Raw genomic sequence first — 19,370 nt, 5'->3', positions numbered from 1 at the left:
GCCGAGGCCCGCCCGAATGGTCCCGCGACTTCCGGGGCCGCCTCCGTCCAAGCATGACGAGAGCTGCTGCCTGCCGTTGACAGGCGCTCATCCTGCGCGGTCCGCATCTCGTTTCGCCGGTCGCGAGTCCAGCACCATCTGAGTCCGAGAGGAGGGACCCCGTGTCCCCCACCCCCCGCACGGTCCTCGTCACCGGTGCAGGTCGCGGCATAGGCGCCGCCATCGCGCGCACCTTCGCCGGAGGCGGCGACACCGTCGCGATCCTCGACATCGCCGACGACCTCGCCGAGAAGACGGCGCTCGAGTTGCGCGAGTGTGGCCACAACGCCTTCTCCGTGCGCGCGGACGTCTCGCGAAGCGACGAGGTCGACGCGGCCGTCGACGCGATCGAGTCCCAGGTCGGCCCGGTCGAGGTCCTCATCAACAATGCGGGCCTCGCGGCGGAGGGCCTGGCCGGGGTCGTCGATGTCGACGAGGCAGCCTGGGACACCGACTTCGGTGTGAACGTGAAGGGCCCCTTCCTCCTGTCCAAGCGCGTGCTGCCCGGAATGCTCGAGCGGAGTGGCGGGATCATCGTGACCGTCGCGTCCGTCGCGGGCCTTCGCGGCCGTCGGGCCGGTGCGGGATACACCGCCAGCAAGCACGCCGTCATCGGGTTGACCCGAAGCATCACCGCCTCGTACGGCCTCCGCGGTATCCGCTGCAACGCCGTGTGCCCCGGCGGAGTGGACTCCGGAATGCAGGCGGGCGTGCCCGGGGACGAGGAGACCGCCCGACTGGTCGCCGAGTTCCGGGCGACCATGCCCCGCCGGGGCCTGCCGGACGAGGTGGCCTCCATCTGCCACTTCCTCGCCTCCGACGCTGCCTCGTTCATGAACGGCGCCGCTGTCGTCGCCGACGCGGGCTGGACGGTGCCATGACCGGACCCGCGCTGCAACGATCCGTCGTCTTCCCGAGCCAGGAGCTCCCCGTCGAGCCGGGGGCCGTCCGGGCCTTCGCTCAAGCCGCCGAAGATCTCGGCTACTCCCGAGTGATCGTCTACGACCACGTCCTCGGAGTGGTTCAGGACGATCGCAACCCACCTCTGGCCGCACCGTACGACGAGACCGTCCCCTTCCACGAGCCACTCACGCTGCTCGCGTTCCTCGCTGCGGTGACCACACGGATCGAGCTGGCCACCGGCGTCGTGGTCGCACCGCAGCGGCAGACCGCGCTGCTCGCCAAACAGGCGGCGGAGCTCGACGGCCTCTCCGAGGGCAGGCTTGCGCTCGGGCTGGGGATCGGCTGGAACCATGTGGAGTTCGAGGCGCTGGGGATCGAGTTCTCCGGTCGGGCGGCGCGGCTGGAGGAGCAGGTCGCACTGCTCCGTCGACTCTGGGCCGAGCCCGTCGTCGACTTCACGGGGACCTTCCACCGCGTCGACCGCGCTGCGCTCGTCCCCCGGCCGGCGAACCGCATCCCGATCCTGCTCGGTGGCCGGACGCGGGCCGCGGTCCGCCGCGCCGGCAGGATCGCCGACGGGTTTCTCTTCGCCTTCGGCGGGGACGAGACCTTCGACCAGGTCGGAGAGCTCGCCGACGCCGCGCGCGCCGCAGGACGAGATCCGGCGGACGTGCCCGCCGAGCTCTTCGTCTCCTACGGCGTGGGGCCCGACTCCTGGGCCGTCGACCGGGACCGGTGGATCGCGGCAGGCGGAGCCCGCCTCGCCGTCCGGACCTCGATGGCGAGTGCCGCCGCGATCGGGCTACAGGTTCGACCTCTGGAGACCGTCGACGACCACATCGCTGCCATCGCGGACTTCGCCGAGTGGTGGGCCGCCACCGCGAGCCCCGTCGGGGCGCCCGCACCGCACGAAACCTCGCCGCAGTCGCCATGGCGGTCGAGGTCGTCCGCACCTGTCGATCCAAGGAGGCATCGATGAACGAGAGCCGCCCACGTGCGCTCGACGAGACACTCGACCGAATCGGGTTCACGACTCGCCAGAAGGCGATCGTGGCGTTGTGCGCCCTCATCGCGATGGCAGAGGGCTTCGACACTCTCGCCATCGGCTACCTCATCCCGTCGATGGCGAAGGAATGGGCGATCTCGCCCGGGCAGTTCGGGGTCGCCGTCACCGCCGGGTCGATCGGAATGATCGTCGGCCTGGTAGCGCTGGGCCAGGTGGCCGATCGGCTCGGCCGCCGTATCGTCATCATCGTCTGCACGTTGACCTTCGCGCTGTTCACGGGGCTGATCGTGTTCGTGCAGAGCGTCGAGGCACTCTCAGTGCTCAGGTTCCTTGCCGGCCTCGGGCTCGGTGCGGCGCTGGCCAACGTCATCGCCCTCGCCGTGGAGCTCGTACCCACCCGATCGAAGGCGAAGGTCGCCACGCTGGTGGGGAGTGGCGCAGTGGCGGCCGGCGTGGTGTGCGGGCTGGTCGCACAAGCCATGGTGCCGGCCTTCGGCTGGACCTCGGTCTTCGTGGTCGGCGCCGTGATCCCGCTTCTGCTCGCCGTGGTGGCGATGTGGATGCTGCCCGAGTCCGTCGAGTACCTCCTGGCCAAGGGCAGGCAGGCCGAGGCCCGGCGGTTCCTGCTGCTGATCGACCCCGGAGACTCCGGCGCACCGCTCGCAGCGGTGGGCGAGGCCAGGAAGGGCGCGCCGAAGGCGCCCGTCGCCGCGCTGTTCACCGACGTTCGGAATCGGAACCCAGAATGCGCTCAGCCCGGTCGCGGCGGCCATGTACCCGTCGCACGCCCGCTCCACCGGCGTGAGCTGGATGCAGGGGATGGGGCGGGTCGGGTCGCTGATCTCCCCCGTCCTCGGTGGGCTCCTGCTGAGCCAGGGCATCTCCGAGGTCACCATGTTCCGACTGGCCATCGTGCCGACGCTGGTCGCCGCGATCGCCATCACCCTGCTCGTCACCCGGCTGTGGGTGACGCAACGGAAGGCCGCGTCGCAGCCCCTGAGCGGATCGTCGGACAGCAACACCGCTGTTCCCGCCGACCCGACACCTGGGGCCTGACCGCCCTGTCCTCCTCCACATCGCAGCCCCATTCGCTCGCGATGTGAACGGGACGGGCGACGGGTTGTCGCCCGCTTCGCCCACCAGCCCTCGGCGACTAGAGCATCGGGACGCCGCGCACTCGTCGTCCCGTCTCGTCCAGGACCACGCCGACCCGCTTCGTGCAGCGCAGGACCACGCAGCGGTCGACGATCTCGACCGCCGTGAGCTGGCTCTCGATCGCCGCCTCGAGCCTGCTGACGTCCGTGAGCTCACGCAGCCACACCGCCATGATCACATTGCTCGGGCCCGCGATCTGCAGGACCGTGCGGATCTCCGGCAGCGAGCCCAGCCGCGGGCTGATCGTGGTCGCCGCGGCGGCGGGCACGCGGAGGAAGAACCAGGCGTAGATCGGCCACCCGCTGGCCGCGGCCTGCAGCTCGGTCCGCAGGACCAGCCGTCCGGAGCGGAGCAGGTCCCGGACGAGGTCGCGGACGCGGCGCGGGCTCAACCCGGTGTGGGCGGCCAGCTCGGTGGTGGAGGCCCGGCCGTCGGCCACCAGCCCGCCGAGCACCGCCCGCTCCTCCGCGTTCAGCGGCCCCGCCGCGCTGCGGTCGACCGGCGTGACGGCCTTCCGCAGGCGCGCCTGCTCGGCGTCGGTGAGCGCGGCGAGCCGCCAGCCCGAACCCTCCGCGATGACCCGGGTCGCGAGGTGTGTGCGGACCGCACGGGCATGGTCGAGGGTGCCGAGCCGCTGCAGCAGGTACTCGGTGAGCTGCGCCATGTCCCTCGCCGTGACGGTGAGCAGGAGGTCACGGCCGCCTGACGTGATGTCGATCGTGGCGCACTGCGGGTCGTCGACGAGGCGGTCGGCGATCTCGAGAGAGTGTCCGGCGCTGTCGATCTCGACGATGGCCAGCGGACCGCGGTCCCCGGACGGAGCGGGGTAGGCCGTGATCCAGGCGGTCCGGTCCTCGCGCAGCCGCTCCCAGCGCCGCGCGGCCGTGACCGGGTCGATCCCGAGGGCGGCACCCACCTGCGCCCAGGACGCCCGCGGGTTCACCTGTAGCGCATGGACGACTCGTCGGTCGAGGTCGTCCAGCCGGTCCGGATCCTGCATGGGAGAACGGTACTGGAGCCGGATCCTGCAGATATGGAGCAGTCTTGCGCCGGTTCGCCGATAGTTCACGGGTCTCACTCGTCGGATCCCCCATGGAGCGTGCCGGGATGTCCAGCAGTCCCCCCGTCGCAGTCCCGACCCCGGTGCGGGTCGCCTCGATCGTCGGCTTCCTGGTGGTCACGGAGCTGGCCTCGGGGATCACGCAGGGCTGGATCTCGCCCCTGCTGCCCAGCTTCATCGAGCGCTACGGCCTGACCTCGGCCGACGCGAACTGGATCACCGCCTCGGCGCTGCTGTCGACGGTGGTCTGTGTGCCGCTCCTGTCGAAGCTCGGCGACGTCTACGGCCACAAGCGCCTGCTCGTCCTGGCCGCCTCGCTGGTCGCGCTCGGCTCGGTGATCGTGGCCCTCGCCCCGTCGTTCGCGCTGTTGCTCGTGGGTCGGGTCCTGCAGGGTGCGATCACCGCCTTCCTCCCGCTGGAGTTCGCGATCGTCCGCGAGCGGGCGGGGGAGCGGGCCGGCCGGGCGATCGGCCTGCTGGTCGGCGCGCTGACCATCGGCGCGAGCCTCGGCCTGCTGCTCGCGGGCGTCGCCAGGCAGTTCCTCGGCCTGACCGCCACGCTGTGGATCCCCGCGGTCATGATGATCGTCGTCGTGCCGCTGCTGGCCCGGCTCGTCCCGGAGACGACCGTCCGGAAGCCGGGCGGCATCGACTGGCCCGGCGCCGTGCTGCTCGCGGTGGGCCTGGTCCTCTTCCTCGGCGCCGTCGGCAACGGCAGCCGGTGGGGCTGGGGCGACGCCCGCACCCTGGTCGGGATCCTGGGCGGCCTGGCGCTGCTGGCGGTCTGGGTGCGGGTGGAGAACCGCACGACCCACCCGCTCGTCCCGCTCGACGTCCTGCGGCGCGGCGGACAGGGGCTTCCCTTGCTGACGGCGTTCGTGTTCGGCGCGCACCTGTTCGGCAGTTCTGCCCCCACCGCGGTCTTCCTCGGCACCGACCCGGCGGCCACCGGCTTCGGGCTCGGGCTCACCGGTGCCGCGCTCGGCGGGGCCCTGCTGGTCCTCGGTGCCTCCATGTTCCTGGCCACGACCATCGCCGCCCGGCTCACCCAGCGTGTCGGCGAGACCGCGGTGCTGGTCACCGGCACGCTGATCTCGGCCGCCTCGTACCTGCTGACCGCTCTGCTGCACTTCGACGTCGCGCTCGTCCTGCTCTGGCAGGCGGGCCTCGGCTTCGGCGGCGGCCTGGTCGCGGCGACGCTGCCGACGATCGTCGTGGAGCGAGCGCCGCGCGACTCGGTCGGCATCCTCTCCGGTCTCTACAACACCGCCCGCACGGCAGCCGGCGCAGTTGCGGGTGCCGTCTTCGCCGCCGTGATGTCCGCCCTGGTGATGACCGGGTCGAACGGCAAGGTGGTGGCCGCGGAGTCCGCGTACGTCGCCGTCTGGTGCATCTGCGCCGGGCTCGCGATCGTGGTCGCGGCGCTCGCGATCGGCGTGCGGCGGGGCGCCCGCGCCGCCCGTGCCGCCCAGGTCGAGGTCGCGGCCGAGGTCCCCGCGTGACCGTCGCGGTCCCCCCTCGCGAGCTGCGGTCCGTGGTGGACCTCTTCGCGATCGGGATCGGGCCCTCGTCGTCGCACACCGTGGGGCCGATGCGCGCGGCCGCCGCCTTCGCCCGGACGCTCGGCCCGGACGTCACGCGGCTGCACGTCGAGCTGCTGGGGTCCCTGGGCTCCACCGGGATCGGCCACGGCACGCCCGACGCCGTCGTGGCCGGGCTGCGCGGGCTCGATCCCGCCACCTGCGACCCGGCCGAGGTGCACGGCTCGTGGGCTGCGTTGGGCGACGGCCGCCTGCTGCGACTGGCCTCCGGGCACGCGGTGTCGGTGCGCACGGAGGACGTGCGGCTCGTGCCGGGGGAGCGGCTGCCCGGGCACCCCAACGCCCTGCGGATGCGCGCCTGGCGTACCGGCGCCGTGACCGAGCGGATCTTCTACTCGGTCGGCGGCGGGGCCGTCGTCGAGGAGGGGACCGTGGCGGAGGACCGCAGGGTCGCCCTCCCGCACCCGTACACCACGGCGGCCGAGCTGCTCGACCACTGCATCGCGGAGCGCTGCGACATCGCGGAGATCGTGCGGCGCAACGAGACCGCTCGGCATGGACCCGAGCTCGACCGTGGCCTGACCGAGCGGTGGGCGGCGATGCGCGCCTGTCTCACCGCGGGACTCGGCGCGCACGGGACGCTGCCCGGCGGGCTGGGCACCCGGCGTCGGGCAGGCGCGCTCGCCGCCGCCCTGGGCGCCGACGCCGTCCCGCTCGACTCGCCGGAGTGGCTGTCGGCGTACGCGATGGCCGTCAACGAGGAGAACGCGGCGGGCCACCGGGTGGTCACCGCCCCCACCAACGGGGCGGCCGGCATCCTCCCCGCGGTCCTGCACCACCACCTGACCGCGACCCAGGCCCGGGAGGCCGAGGCGGTGCCCCGGTTCCTGCTCACCGCCGCGGCGGTCGGCGGGATCGTCGCGCACAACGCGTCGATCTCCGGCGCCGACGTCGGCTGCCAGGGCGAGGTGGGCTCCGCCGCCGCGATGGCCGCGGCGGGGTACTGCGCGGTCCTCGGCGGCGCGCCCGCCGTCGTGGCGAACGCCGCCGAGATCGCCCTCGAGCACCACCTCGGGCTGACGTGCGATCCCGTCGCGGGGCTCGTGCAGATCCCGTGCATCGAGCGCAACGCGATCGCCGCCGGCACCGCCGTCAACGCCGCCCGGCTGGCCCTGCGCGGCACCGGCGCGCACCGCGTCCCGCTCGACGTCGCCGTCGAGACCATGCGGCTGACCGGGCGCGACATGTCCCATCGCTACAAGGAGACCTCCGACGGGGGTCTCGCCGTGACCGTCCCCTACTGCTGAGGAGATCCCGATGACCACCGCCCCCAGCCGGGCCGCGCTCGCCTCGGAGCTGCGAGAGCGCGTCGTGCGCTCCGTCGACGAGCAGGCCGACCGCGTGATCGCGCTGAGCCACGCCATCCACGCGAACCCCGAGCTCGGTTACGCCGAGCACGCGGCCGCCGCCCTCGTCGGTCGGGCGATGTCGGACGCCGGGTTCGCGACCGAGGTCGGCGCCTTCGCGGTCCCGACCGCCGTCGAGGCGGTCACCGGCAACGGCGAATTGACCGTCGCCGTGTGCGGCGAGTACGACGCCCTGCCGGACGTCGGGCACGCCTGCGGGCACAACCTCATCGCCGCGATGGGGGTCGGCGCCGCCGTGGCGTTGGGCGAGGTCGCCGACGAGCTGGGCCTGCGGGTCAAGCTGCTCGGCACCCCGGCCGAGGAGCACGGCGGCGGCAAGGTCGACCTGCTGCTCGCGGGGGCCTGGGAGGACGTGACGTTCTCCCTGATGGCCCACGGCGGCACCGGCGCCGACGCCCCCGCGGACGCCATGCGCAGCACCGCCGTCGAGCGCCTCGAGGTGATCTACACCGGTCGGGCGGCGCACGCCGCGGGCGCGCCCGAGAAGGGGATCAACGCGGGCGCCGCCGCCACCGTCGCGTTGACCGCGCTCGGCCTGCTCCGCCAGCAGCTCGGCCCGGGCGTCAACGTCAACGCGTACGTGTCGCACGGCGGCGAGGCCACCAACATCATTCCCGAGCGGAGCGTCGTCGCGCTGGAGATCCGGGCCTACGACCTCGACGATTGGCGCGACGTGCGCCGCCGCGTCCTCGCCTGTTTCGAGGCGGGCGCGGTCGCGACCGGCTGCTCGTGGGAGCACCGCCGCACCGAGCATCCCTACGCGCCGCTGGCCCCGCACGGCGGTCTCGCCGAGACCTGGAACCGGGTCTTCCGGGGGCTCGGCCGCGTGCTGGACCCGGACCGCATCCTCGGCGGCGGCTCCACGGACATGGGCAACGTCTCGCAGGTGCTGCCCGCGATCCACCCCCTCGTCTCGGTGGGGGCCGCCGAGGCCATTCCGCACAACGCCGAGTTCACCGCCGTGGCCGCGAGCCCGGAGGCGGACGCCGCGATCCTCGACGGGGCGAAGGCCCTGGCGCTGACCGTCGTGGAGGTCGCGCTCGACGAGTCCCTCCGCACCGAGCTGCTCGCCCTCCAGCAGGCCCGGCCCGCCGGCGCCACACGCACCACTCTGGAGGGCTGAGATGACCTCGCTGATGACCTCGGCCCAGGGCCTGCAGCCGTTGATCGCCGAACTCGCGCCCGAGTTCCACGCCCTCGCCGACGCCGTCTGGGACCACCCCCAGCTGCGCTGGGAGGAGCACGACGCGACGGCCCGGCACCTCGCCGTCGTGGAGCGGGAGGGGTTCGCCGTTGTCCGGGACATCGGGGGCATCCCGACCGCGTTCGCGGCCGAGAAGGGCAGCGGGGGACCGCTGATCGCCTTCCTCGGCGAGTACGACGCGCTCGCCGGACTCGGCCAGGAGTCCGGCGCGACGGACCGCCGCCCGGGGGACACCGCGGACGGCCACGGCTGCGGCCACCACCTCCTCGGCGCCGGGTCGCTGCTCGCCGCCGTCGCACTCGCCCGGCACCTGGAGGCGCGCGGGTTGCCCGGTCGCGTCCGCTACTACGGCTGCCCGGCCGAGGAGGCCGCCGCCGGCAAGTCGTTCATGGCCGCAGCGGGCGCGTTCGACGACGTCGACGCCGCGCTGACCTGGCACCCCGCCGGCGGCACCGGCACGATCTCCACGCAGGGCCGCTGCCTCGCCTACGCCCAGGCCCGCTTCCGGTTCACCGGGATCTCGAGTCACGCTGGCGTGTCCCCGCACCTGGGCCGGAGCGCGCTCGACGCGGCCGAGCTGATGAACGTCGGGGTCAACTTCCTGCGGGAGCACATGCCCGACAGCGCCCGGATCCACTACGCCTTCACCGACGCGGGCGGGGAGTCCCCGAACGTCGTCCCGGCGAGTGCCGAGGTCTACTACCTCGTCCGCGCCGAGACCGTTCCGGCGATGCAGGAGCTCTTCGACCGGGTGGTCGACATCGCGCACGGGGCCGCGCTGATGACGTCGACGACGGTCGAGGTCGGGCTCGAGGGCGCCAGCGCGGAGATCCTGCCCAACCGGGTGTTGGAGGAGGCCCTGCACGCCACCCTCCTCGAGGTCGGCGGCGTGCCGTTCGACGCCGAGGACCAGGCCCGGGCCGCCGAGTTCTGCGCCGGTCTCCCGGCCGGGGACGTCCGACGGGCCCGGATCGCCGCCGGGCTCGAGGCGGCCGATCCCCGCTGTCTGCACGACGGCGTCCCGGAGCTCGCGGCGCCCGAACACCGGCACCTGAACAACGGCTCCAGCGATGTCGGGGACGTCAGCTGGATCACGCCGACGGTGCAGATCCTGAGCTGCGCCGCCGCCTTCGGCACGCCGTGGCACTCCTGGCAGTACGTGGCGCAGGGCAAGCTCCCGGCGGCGCACAAGGCGATGACGCACGCCGCCACGGTGATCGCCGCGACCGCGCTCGAGCTGGTCACGCGCCCCGAGCTGCTGGCGGCGGCGCGCGCCGAGCACGCCGCGGTCACCGCCGTGACGCCCTACGTCTGCCCGATCCCGAAGGACCTCCTCGCACCGCCCGCCCGCGGAGCCTGACCTCGCCGAGATGAACCGCGGTGTCGTTCGATCATGGTCGTTCAGGCCACCGAGCCGCTCCGGCCGGCGGCGTAGTCGGCCTGGGCCTTGCGGATGCCGGCGTGGAAGCGCTCGCTGAAACCGTCCTTGCGCTCGGCGGTCCAGGCGTAGGAGCGGTTCAGCGACTCGGTGGTACCGGTGAAGCGGGGCATGATCTCGTCGGCGAACAGCTCGTACTGCCGGGTCGTCGCGGCGGTGTCGGCCCAGTCGTGCGCGGTGAGCAGGAAGGTGCCGAATCCGCCGGTCAGCTCGACGAGCCCGCGGACGTACTCGTGGACCCGCTCGGGGCCGCCGATGCAGCCGTAGCCGGACTCGTTGACCCGGCGGACCAGCTCCTCGTGCGGGACCTCCTCGCCGGGGGCGATCATCTGCATCGGGGTCGTGACGTGCCGGTACGCCATGAAGTCAGCCAGCCCGAAGCGGGTGTCCTCCAGCGCCTGCTCGTCCGACTCCGCGAGGTGCACGTTGCCGACGATCGCCCAGTCGTCGCGGGACACGACCTGTCCGTGCGCGGCCGCCTCGGCCTCGGTGATGCCCCAGGTCTTCGCGAGCAGCTCGGCGGCCGCCGCCGAGGTCCCGCCGACGGACAGCAGCCCGAGGCCGTACCGGCCGGCCAGCTTCGGGCCCGACGGCGACATCGCGGCGGCCACGGCGAGCGGGATCCCCCCGGGGCGGTGGCCCCGCAGCTGCAGGCGGGCGTCGTCGAGGGTGAACCAGTCCGTCTTCCGGTACACCGGTCCCGGGGTCCCCAGCAGCTCGATGATCGCGTCGAGCGCCTCCTCCATCCGCGGCCGGAGCAGGTTGTAGTCCATGCCCATCATCTGCGAGTCCGCGACCAGCGCTCCCGGGCCGAACCCGATCCGGACGCGGCCGCGGGTCATGTGGTCGAGGAACGCGATCCGGTCCGCGACCATCAGCGGGTGGTGGTACGGCAGCGAGATCACGCCGCTGCACAGCTCGATCCGCGAGGTCCGCTGCGCGGCCGCGGCGATCATCAGCTCGGGGGACGGGATGTACTCGAAGCCGCCGCTGTGGTGCTCGCCGAACCAGACCTGGGAGTAGCCGAGACCGTCGAGCGCCTCGATGTGCCGCAGGTCCTGCTCGATCGCGACGGACGGGCTACGGCGGGGATTGTGGTACGGCGGCATGAACAGACCGAAACGCAACATGGCGGTTCTCCAGGGTCAGGAGGAGTGGACGACGACGCTGCGCAGGGTGCTGCCCTCGTACATCGCGGCGTAGCCGTCGTTGATCTCGTCGAGGGTGAACGTGCGGGTGATCAGCTCGTCGAGCTTGAGGTGGCCCGCCCGATAGAGGTCGAGCAGGGCGGGGACCGCCTTGGTGGCGGACCACGCGCCGTAGAGGCAGCCCTGGATCCGCTTCTGGTACGCGGACAGCTGAGCGAGGTCGAGGGGGATCGGGCTCGGTGCCCGTCCGGGGACCGCGGTGGCGACGACCGTGCCGTCCTTGCGCACCGCGTCGAACGCCTGGGCGATGTGCTCGCCCTTCAGTACGCTGGTGGTCACGACCGCCACGTCCGCCCCCTGGCCGTTGGTCAGCGACCGGGCGAGGTCGGCGGCCTCCTCGATCGTCTCGACGGCGTCCGTGGCGCCGAACTCCAGCGCGCTCGACCGGCGGAAGGGCAGCGGGTCCGCGGCGATGATCCGCACCGCGCCGGCGTGCCTCGCGCCCTGCACCGCGTTGATCCCGAGGCCGCCGCTGCCCATCACGATCACGACGTTCCCGGGCTCCACCCCGCCGGCGTTGACCGCCGAGCCCCACCCGGTGGGGACGCCGCAGCCGACGAGCGCCGCGGTCTGCAGCGGGATGTCCTTGTCGATCGGGATGCAGCACAGCTCGGGGACCACGCTGTACTGCGAGAACGTGCCCACGAACGCGGCCTGTGCGACGTCGCGGCCGTCGAGGTGCATCCGGTACGTGCCGTCGAGCATGGCGCCCTTCGGGATCAACGCACCCAGGTCGCAGAGGTTCTGCATCCCGCTCGCGCACCATCGGCAGCGCCCGCAGCCGGGGATGAACGCGGTCACGACGTGGTCCCCGGGCCTCAGCATGGTGACGCCGGGCCCCACCTCCTCGACCACTCCCGCCCCCTCGTGGCCGCCGCAGTAGGGCAGGACCTGGGTCGCGTTGTCGCCGGTCGCATGGTGCTCGTCGGAGTGGCAGAGGCCGGTCGCGACGTACCGGATCAGCACCTCGTTCGCGCGGGGCGCGTCGACGTCGACCTCGACGACCTCCCACTTGCCGGGCACCTCCATCAGCAGGGCGGCCCTGGACTTCATCGGTCCTCCTCCTCGTCGCGTCCGCACTGGACGCGGGGTCACTGGCCGAGCGCGGCCAGGGTGTCGTGGTCGGCGACGGCCGCGGCGTAGCGCTCGCCCATCAGCCGGCAGACCTCCTCGCCCTGCTTCTCGGGCGGGCACACGGCGAAGAGCAGGCCGTGCAGGTGGTGCCGGCGGTAGGCGGTCCACGCCTCGTCGAAGGCCGGGGCGGGGGCGCCCGTCGCCGCGAGCGCGGCCAGGTAGGTGCGCAGCAGGTCGCGTTCGCATGCCCGGCGGGTCTCCACGTCGAGCGCCCCGACCAGGAAGTACGCCGTGTCGTCCGACCACGGGCCGAGGCAGGCGACCTGCCAGTCGAGGAAGCGGATCACTCCGTCGACGAGGTAGGTGTTGCCGATGTGCGGGTCGCCGTGGGCGAGGGACTGGACCTCGCCGTCGTCGATCTCCCACAGCCGGTGCATCGCCCGCTCGACGCGCCGCCGGTCCCGCATGGCGGGGGTGAAGCTGTCCGTGGTGGGGCGCTCCATGGCCGTCGCCCAGTGGGTCTCGGACAGGAAGCCCGTCACGACGGTCCGGTACTGCGGCGAACCGACGACGAGCCAGGCCGTCGCCCCCGGGCCGGTGCGGTCCCAACTCCGCCCGTGCATGTGGGCCAGCAGCTCCAGCGCGGCCGCGACCTGGTCCGGCGTGTAGCGGTCCTGCGGACGACCGAAATCGATCCCGGGCCCGCGGAGGTCGTCGAGCACGACGAGGCCCTGCTCACCCTGGTCGTCGACCTCGGTACCCCAGCAGCGCGGCACGGTGTCGCCGAGCGCGGGCGCGATGTCGGCGTAGAAGCGGGCCTCGGCGCGGTAGCCGCGGTGGCCGAGGGCGCGCAGGGCGTCGTCGAACCCGCCCTTGAGGCACAACGCCTCCGGTGGTCCGCCGGGCGGGTTCGCCGCGTACCGGACCCGCAGCATGACCTTGGTCGCGGTGCCCCGGGTGACGGAGTCGACCGCCACCTCGGCGACCTCGACGCCCGGGGTGGTGCCCGCGAGGATCCCGGTCAGCCACTCCGGCGTGATCCCCTCCAGGGCGGTGGGGGACCGGACCGCGGTGCGCTGTGCCGATGATCCGCTCGCACGCTCGCTCATCGGACCTTGGCGTGTGTGGTCGGGACGTCGGCGTAGAGCTCCCGGATCTCGCGGCGCGCGATCTTGCCGCTCGCCATGCGCGGCAGCGGTTTCGCGGCGTGGACCACGTACCGGGGAACCTTGTAGCCGGCCAGGTGCTCGCTGCAGTGGGCGACGACGGTCGCCGCGTCCGGTGCGCCGAGGCCGTGCACGACGGCAGCGGGGGTCTCGCCGAACCGCTCGTCGGCCACGGGGACCACGCACACCTCGTCGACCCCGGGCAGCCCGGCGATCACGTTCTCGATCTCCGACGGCGCGATGTTGTACCCACCGGAGATGATCAGGTCCTTGACGCGGTCGACCATCCGGATCAGGCCGGTCTCGTCGGCCACGCCGAGGTCGCCGGTGTGGAACCAGCCACCCCGCCACGCCGCCTCCGTCGCCTCGGGGTTCCGCCAGTAACCTGGCGTGATCGACGGGCCCCTCGCGACGATCTCGCCCTCCTCGCCGGGGTCGCACTCGGTCCCGTCCGCCCGGACGACGCGGTGCGGGGTGAAGACCGAGCCGCGGCCCACCGCCTCCGGGTGCGCGATCGCCTCCTCCACGGGGTTCATCGACGAGAGCCCGTGCAGCTCCGTCATCCCGTAGGACTGCCGCAGCACGACGCCCTTGTCCAGCCAGACCTTGAGGTTGTCCGGGGACACGCGCGCACCGGCGACGGTCGCGAGCCGGATGCAGGAGAGGTCGGCCTCGGCGAACTCGGGAAGCGCCGACATCTGCTCGAACAGCAGCGGGACCCCGCACACGACCTCGACGCGCTGCTCGCTGATCCGCTGCAACATGGCCTTGGCGTCGAAGCCGCGCTCGTAGAACAGCGTCATGCCGCGGGTCAACGGGTGCAGGACGTGCCAGGGCAGTCCCGGCATCCCGGACATCGACAGCACGAAGATCATCCGGCCACCCGGGCGCATCACGGGCTCGGTCACCGCGAACTCGGTAAGGAAGCTGACGAAGCTGCGGTGCGAGAGCGTCACGCCCTTGGGCTTCGACGTGGTGCCGCTGGTGTAGACGATGATCGCGACGTCGTCCGGCGCCACCGGGGGCGGAGGCACCGGGATGTGCGGTTCGGTCCGCTGTGCGGCGAAGGACTCCATCGACAGGAACTGCACGTCGTCGTCGCCGATGGCCTCCGCCATCCGCTCGGCCGACGCCTCGTCGGCGACCACCGCGACGGGCTCCGCGTCGGTGAGCTGGTGACGGAACTCCGTCGCCGTGAAGCGGTTGTTGAACGGGACGGCGATCGCCCCGAGTTTCAGGGCCCCGATCGCCGCGGCGATCCACTCGAGACTGTTGGCGCCGACGAAGCCGACCCGGTCACCGGTGCCGACGCCGAGTGCGGCGAGCCGGCGGGCGGCGTTGTCGGTCCAGCGGTCGAGGGTCGCGTAGTCCACCTCGTCCGCGCCGTCGAAGACGATCGCGAGGCGCTCGGGGTTGTTGCGCGCCCACCAGCGGACGCCGTCGGTGATCATGCGTTTCTCCCGGTGGTGGGCAGGAGAAGACGGGGCCGAAAGCGCGACGAGACGGAACACGAAGGCATTCGTCCGCACTCCTGTCTGCATTGACGAGGTATCGCACGGAATTGTTCGGGAAATCGCCGAACGAAAACTTACCTTACGTAGGTAGGTAGAGGGGTGTCAAGGGTCGGCCGGTACGCCCGGATCAGGGGCGGCGGCGGCCGAGGCGCGGGTCGTCGATGCCGCGGAGGAAGGTCCGGATCGACTCGGCCCACAGCGTCTCGGGATCGAGGTCGTTGGCCTCGATCGCCCGCGTGAGCGCCGGCTCCGACCCGGGGTCGACGTCGGGGAAGATCTCCTTGCGGGTCGCGGGGCGCTTCATCGCCTCGGTCAGCGCGGCGCCCAGGGTGAAGCGGTCGAGACCGTCGAGCACGAGAACCTGCAGGTGGTCAGGTACGCCGACCTCGGAGAGGAACGCGGCCGAGATCTCGTAGACGGGGGCGAAGACGTCCCGCGGCATGAACTGGAGCAGTACGGGGGCCGCGTTCGCGTGCCGCAGGATCGTCCGCCGGAAGTTGAGGCTCTGGGTGACGAAGTACTCGACCCAGTCGTCCGGGTCCCGGTGTCGCGGCCGGGGCGTCTCCAGCACGATCGCCCGGGCGACCGCCTCGAGGATCGAGGCCTTGTCCGGGAAGTGGTAGTAGAGCGACGGCGCCTGCACGTTCATCTCGCGGGCGAGGCGCTTCAGGCTGAACGCCTCCAGGCCCTCCTCGTCGATGATCGCCAACGCCGACGACACGATCGACGAGTAGCTCAGGAGAGGCTGGGCGGGCCGCGGCATGGCGGGAGTATGGCGCACCCGCGATCACCTCGGGTCTCCTCATCACCTATTTGCGTAAGGTACGGTCCGCTGGATTCGGGACCTGGCCTGGTCCCGGCGGCGGGAGGGCCGGCCATGGGTGTGCTGGACGGGAAGATCGCTCTGGTGACCGGGGGAGCCTCGGGGATCGGGCTGGCGTCGGCGCGGGCGTTGGCGGAGGCGGGCGCGGCGGTGGCGATCGCCGACCTCGACCCCGATCGCGGAGTGGCTGCGGCGGAGGAGCTGGCCGCCGACGGTGCGCGCAGCCTGTTCGTGCGCGTGGACGCGACCGCGGAGGCGGAGGTCGCGGACATGGTGGGCCGGGTCGTCGACGAGTTCGGCGGGCTCGACCTCGCCCTGAACAACGTCGGCCGGGGTGAGCTCGGCCGCACCGTCACCACCACCTCGCTCGAGAGGTGGAACTGGATCCTCGGCATGTCGCTGACCTCGGCGTGGCTGGGCATGAAGTACGAGATCCCCGCCATACGGGCCCGCGGCGGGGGCGCGATCGTCACCATGGCGTCGAGCGCGGGGGTGAGTCCGCAGACGACCGCCTCGCCGGCCTACGCCGCCGCCAAGGCCGGCGTGGTCCATCTGACCCGGTACGCCGCCAAGCAGTACGCGGCGGAGGGGATCCGGGTGAACGCCGTCGCGCCCGGGTTGACCCTCACCCCTACCGTCGAGGCGTGGTTCACCCCCGAGGCGGTCGCCGAGCAGGTGTCGAGCGGGCAGTTCGTCGAGCGCGCGGTGCGGCCCGAGGAGGTCGCGGCCGCCGTCGTGTACCTCTGCTCGCCCGCCGCCGCGATGGTCACGGGGCACACGCTGCCGGTCAGCGGGGGTGTGGCATGAGGCCACCGTTGACAACGTTCTATCTACACTCGTAAGGTAAAGATCGGTCGTCACGGAATTCCCTGTGACCGTGTTGTCCGCGCCGTTTCTGGGGCCGATTCTGCGCCCATTTTCCGGAGCCTGCCCGACGAGGGGGAGTGCACGTCGTGACCTTCGATCTGTACGTGGACGGGGCGTGGACCGCCTCGGCGAGCGCCGAACGGGTCGAGGTGCTGAACCCGGCCACCGAGGAGCGGATCGGCGACGTGCCCGCGGGCTCACCCGCGGACGTCGACCTGGCGGTCGCCGCGGCCCGGCGGGCCCTGGAGGGGTGGGCCGCGACGGACCCCGGCGAGCGGGCCAAGCTCGTCTCCCGGCTCGCCGACGAGGTGGAGCGTCGGCAGGAGGAGTTCACCGACATCGTCGTGGCCGAGGTCGGCACGCCGCGTCGCACCGCCCGCTGGGCCCAGGTCGGGCTCGGCATCGTCGACCTGCGGGAGGCAGCGGCCGCGGCCGCGGACTTCCCGTGGGAGGAGCCGCTGCGCACCTCGCTGATCGTGCGCGAGCCGGTCGGCATCGTCGGGGCGATCACGCCCTGGAACTACCCGCTGCACCAGATCACCGCGAAGATCGGCGCGGCGTTCGCCGCCGGCTGCACCGTCGTGGTCAAGGCCAGCGAGGTCGCCCCGCTCACCGCACGGGCGCTCGCCGAGGCGATCGACGCCGTCGGGGTCCCGCCGGGGGTGTTCAACCTGGTCAACGGCTACGGGCCGGTCGCCGGCGAGGCGCTCGCCGTGCACCCGGACGTCGACATGGTCAGCTTCACCGGGTCGAACGCCGTCGGCAAGCGGATCCTCGAACTCGCCGCGGCCACCGTGAAGCGGGTGTCGCTGGAGCTCGGCGGCAAGAGTGCTGCGGTCCTGCTCGACGACCTGTCCGACGAGGAGTTCGCCGAGGCCGTCCCGCACACCGTGCGGGCCTGCTACATGAACGGTGGACAGTCCTGCAACGCGCAGACCCGGATGCTCGTGCCGCGTGCCCGGCTCGGGCAGGCGGAGGCGCTGGCGAAGGCCGCGGCGGAGGTCTATGTCCCCGGCGACCCCACTGCGGACGCCACCAAGCTCGGTCCCGTGGTCACCGCCGCGCAGCGCGACAAGATCCTGAACTACGTGCGAACGGGCCTCGAGGAGGGGGCGAAGCTGGTCACCGGCTCGTCCGAAGCGCCCGCAGGTCCGGGTTTCTTCGTCGCCCCGACCGTTCTCTCCGATGTCGCACCGACGGCCACCGTCGCGCAGGAGGAGATCTTCGGCCCGGTCCTGTCGATCATCCCGTTCGACTCCGAGGAGGAGGCCGTCGCCATCGCGAACGGCACGATCTACGGGATCGCCGGGGCGGTCTGGTCCGCGGACCCGGCCCGGGCACAGGCCGTCGCGCGCCGGCTGCGCGCGACCCAGATCGAGGTCAACGGCGGCCGGTTCAACGGCGCGGCCCCGTTCGGCGGCTTCAAGCAGTCCGGTCACGGTCGCGAGGGCGGCGCGTTCGGCCTCGACGAGTTCGTCGAGATCAAGAGCCTGCAGCTGTAGGGCTGCGTCTTGACCTCGGCAACCTAACCCAATAAGGTGACGTCGACCACGCACCGGAACGGTGCGCGGCGGCGCCACCATCAACCGGGCGATACGTGGAGCGGGCCTCTTTCCAGGGCCGCGCGAGCGGATTCTCCCGGTCACATTTTCCCGTTCCCGACAATCGTCGACGACGACGAGCCGGAGCCGTCCACCACCACGGCATCATCCACAGTGGAGGGCGGCCCTCAGGAGGAGGGCCCCGATGGTGTACGCCGACCTGCCCTACGACGCGGAGACGAAGGCCGGGTTCGCCCGCGCCCTCTTCGACCACCTCGACCACGGCACGACCGACCTCGCGCCCGAGGTCCTCGAGATCGACGCGCGGGTCTACTCGGACCCCGCCCTCGCCGCGCGGGAGCGCGCCGATCTGTTCGGCCACGTGCCGATCATCGCCGCCCACGGCAGCGAGCTGCCGAACCGCAACGACTTCCTCGTGGCCCAGCTGCCGAACAACGAGGTGGTGCTGGTCCGCCAGGCCGACGGCCAGGTGCGCGGCTTCGTCAACACCTGCCGGCATCGCGGCGCGCGGCTGGTGAACGAGGACACCGGCTCGCGGCGGTTCTTCTCCTGCCGCTACCACGGCTGGTCCTACGCCGGGGACGGCTCGCTGCGGGCGATCGCGGACGAGCCGACCTTCGGCGAGGTCGACAAGTCCTGCCTGGGCCTCAAGGAGGTGCCGGTCGAGGAGCGGCACGGCTTCGTCTGGGTCGTCGACTCCGCGGCGGACGACCGGAAGATCGACGTCGGCGAGTGGCTCGGCCCGGAGTTCGAGGCGTCCCTCGGCGCGCTGGAGATGGACCGCTACACCTGCTACGTCGCGGGGAACTTCGACGTGGACATCAACTGGAAGGTGCTCATGGACGCCTTCCTCGACGGCTACCACATCGCGTACGCCCACACCGGCACCGTCGCGCCGTACTTCTACAACAACCTGCAGACCTGGCAGCCGATGGGCCGGCACGGCCGCATGGTCTCCGCGCGCAAGAGCGTCGACAAGGTCCGCGGGCAGGACCCGGAGACGGCCGAGATCGACCGGCACATCACCGTCGCGCACTTCCTCATGCCGAACATGAGCGTGCTCCGCCAGCCGGACCACCTCGAGGTGCTCAACTTCGTGCCCGCGCCGGGCACCGCCGCCGGCACCCGGATGCAGATGCGGATCCTCACCCGTGAGCCCGCCGTGACCGACGAGCAGAAGGCCCGCTGGGACAAGAACTGGAACATCCTCATGGCCGTGCTGCGGGACGAGGACCTCGTGGTCAACGAGGGCCTGCAGAAGGCCGTGTCGAACACCGACATCGGCCCGCTGCTCTTCGGCCGCAACGAGATCGCCAACCAGCACTTCCACCGCTGGATGGCGGCCGCGCTGGACGACCCCCGGCACTGGGGATGAGGAGGGGA

The 19,370-nt window shown here is 72.3% G+C and carries 16 protein-coding genes; 10 read left to right on the top strand and 6 right to left on the bottom strand.

Going from position 1 to position 19,370, the window contains the following annotated elements; all coding sequences use genetic code 11:
- The first annotated feature begins 161 nt into the window (after nt 1-161).
- The 3 genes from AB0B41_RS03195 to AB0B41_RS03185 are packed head-to-tail and all read left to right on the top strand — an operon-like array spanning nt 162 to nt 3,051.
- Nucleotides 162-920 (top strand): SDR family oxidoreductase, encoded by a 759-nt coding sequence (locus AB0B41_RS03195; protein WP_358198374.1) that lies wholly within the window; start codon nt 162-164, stop codon nt 918-920.
- A complete protein-coding gene (locus tag AB0B41_RS03190) occupies nt 917-1,921 on the top strand; it encodes a TIGR03619 family F420-dependent LLM class oxidoreductase (protein ID WP_358198372.1) in 1,005 nt (334 codons plus the stop codon). Before AB0B41_RS03195 ends, AB0B41_RS03190 begins: the two co-directional genes overlap by 4 nt.
- Nucleotides 1,918-3,051, top strand: coding sequence for an MFS transporter (locus AB0B41_RS03185; RefSeq protein ID WP_358198370.1), 1,134 nt, complete (start codon nt 1,918-1,920; stop codon nt 3,049-3,051). The genes AB0B41_RS03190 and AB0B41_RS03185 overlap by 4 nt, the downstream gene beginning before the upstream one ends.
- A gap of 50 nt (nt 3,052-3,101) precedes the next feature.
- On the opposite strand, the gene AB0B41_RS03180 is transcribed toward AB0B41_RS03185, so the two are convergent.
- Entirely contained in the window at nt 3,102-4,103 is a 1,002-nt protein-coding gene (locus AB0B41_RS03180) for an Lrp/AsnC family transcriptional regulator (RefSeq protein WP_358198367.1), read from the bottom strand.
- Between the two features lie 107 nt (nt 4,104-4,210).
- Here AB0B41_RS03180 and AB0B41_RS03175 point away from each other — a divergent pair, with 107 nt between their 5' ends.
- Genes AB0B41_RS03175 through AB0B41_RS03160 form a run of 4 tightly spaced genes read left to right on the top strand, consistent with a single transcriptional unit; the run spans nt 4,211 to nt 9,695 of the window.
- Nucleotides 4,211-5,665 (top strand): MFS transporter, encoded by a 1,455-nt coding sequence (locus AB0B41_RS03175; protein ID WP_358198365.1) that lies wholly within the window; start codon nt 4,211-4,213, stop codon nt 5,663-5,665.
- Nucleotides 5,662-7,011 (top strand): L-serine ammonia-lyase, encoded by a 1,350-nt coding sequence (locus AB0B41_RS03170; protein ID WP_358198363.1) that lies wholly within the window; start codon nt 5,662-5,664, stop codon nt 7,009-7,011. Before AB0B41_RS03175 ends, AB0B41_RS03170 begins: the two co-directional genes overlap by 4 nt.
- Nucleotides 7,012-7,021: 10 nt before the next feature.
- Complete coding sequence (locus AB0B41_RS03165) at nt 7,022-8,254, top strand: amidohydrolase (protein ID WP_358198361.1); 1,233 nt, start codon at nt 7,022-7,024, stop codon at nt 8,252-8,254.
- Nucleotide 8,255: 1 nt separating this feature from the next.
- A complete protein-coding gene (locus AB0B41_RS03160; RefSeq protein ID WP_358198358.1) occupies nt 8,256-9,695 on the top strand; it encodes an amidohydrolase in 1,440 nt (479 codons plus the stop codon).
- Between the two features lie 41 nt (nt 9,696-9,736).
- Here the strand turns inward: AB0B41_RS03160 and AB0B41_RS03155 are convergent, their stop codons facing one another.
- The 5 genes from AB0B41_RS03155 to AB0B41_RS03135 form a co-directional block, all read right to left on the bottom strand.
- Entirely contained in the window at nt 9,737-10,903 is a 1,167-nt protein-coding gene (locus AB0B41_RS03155) for an LLM class flavin-dependent oxidoreductase (RefSeq protein WP_358198356.1), read from the bottom strand.
- 15 nt (nt 10,904-10,918) lie between these two features.
- On the bottom strand, nt 10,919-12,034 hold the full coding sequence (locus AB0B41_RS03150; RefSeq protein ID WP_358198354.1) for an NDMA-dependent alcohol dehydrogenase: 1,116 nt from the start codon (nt 12,032-12,034) through the stop codon (nt 10,919-10,921).
- Between the two features lie 38 nt (nt 12,035-12,072).
- On the bottom strand, nt 12,073-13,164 hold the full coding sequence (locus tag AB0B41_RS03145) for a hypothetical protein (RefSeq protein WP_358198352.1): 1,092 nt from the start codon (nt 13,162-13,164) through the stop codon (nt 12,073-12,075).
- Nucleotides 13,161-14,672, bottom strand: a complete 1,512-nt coding sequence (locus tag AB0B41_RS03140; protein ID WP_358198350.1) for an AMP-binding protein — start codon at nt 14,670-14,672, stop codon at nt 13,161-13,163. Before AB0B41_RS03140 ends, AB0B41_RS03145 begins: the two co-directional genes overlap by 4 nt.
- 190 nt (nt 14,673-14,862) lie before the next feature.
- Nucleotides 14,863-15,498 (bottom strand): TetR family transcriptional regulator, encoded by a 636-nt coding sequence (locus tag AB0B41_RS03135; RefSeq protein WP_358198348.1) that lies wholly within the window; start codon nt 15,496-15,498, stop codon nt 14,863-14,865.
- Nucleotides 15,499-15,612: 114 nt separating this feature from the next.
- On the opposite strand from AB0B41_RS03135, the gene AB0B41_RS03130 reads away from it, so the two are divergent.
- The 3 genes from AB0B41_RS03130 (at nt 15,613) to AB0B41_RS03120 (ending at nt 19,362) form a co-directional block, all read left to right on the top strand.
- Entirely contained in the window at nt 15,613-16,365 is a 753-nt protein-coding gene (locus AB0B41_RS03130) for an SDR family oxidoreductase (RefSeq protein ID WP_358198345.1), read from the top strand.
- Nucleotides 16,366-16,511: 146 nt separating this feature from the next.
- The gene (locus AB0B41_RS03125; protein ID WP_358198343.1) at nt 16,512-17,927 is read left to right on the top strand and encodes an aldehyde dehydrogenase family protein; all 1,416 of its coding nucleotides are present in this window, start codon (nt 16,512-16,514) and stop codon (nt 17,925-17,927) included.
- Nucleotides 17,928-18,171: 244 nt separating this feature from the next.
- Nucleotides 18,172-19,362, top strand: a complete 1,191-nt coding sequence (locus tag AB0B41_RS03120; protein ID WP_358198341.1) for an SRPBCC family protein — start codon at nt 18,172-18,174, stop codon at nt 19,360-19,362.
- Nucleotides 19,363-19,370: the final 8 nt, after the last annotated feature.

It is taken from the genome of Pseudonocardia sp. NPDC049154, assembly GCF_040648315.1.
In the GTDB taxonomy this organism is placed as follows: Bacteria; Actinomycetota; Actinomycetes; order Mycobacteriales; family Pseudonocardiaceae; genus Pseudonocardia.
Note: the sequence above shows the minus strand (reverse complement) of the source record. Positions and strands in the feature narration are given on the sequence as shown.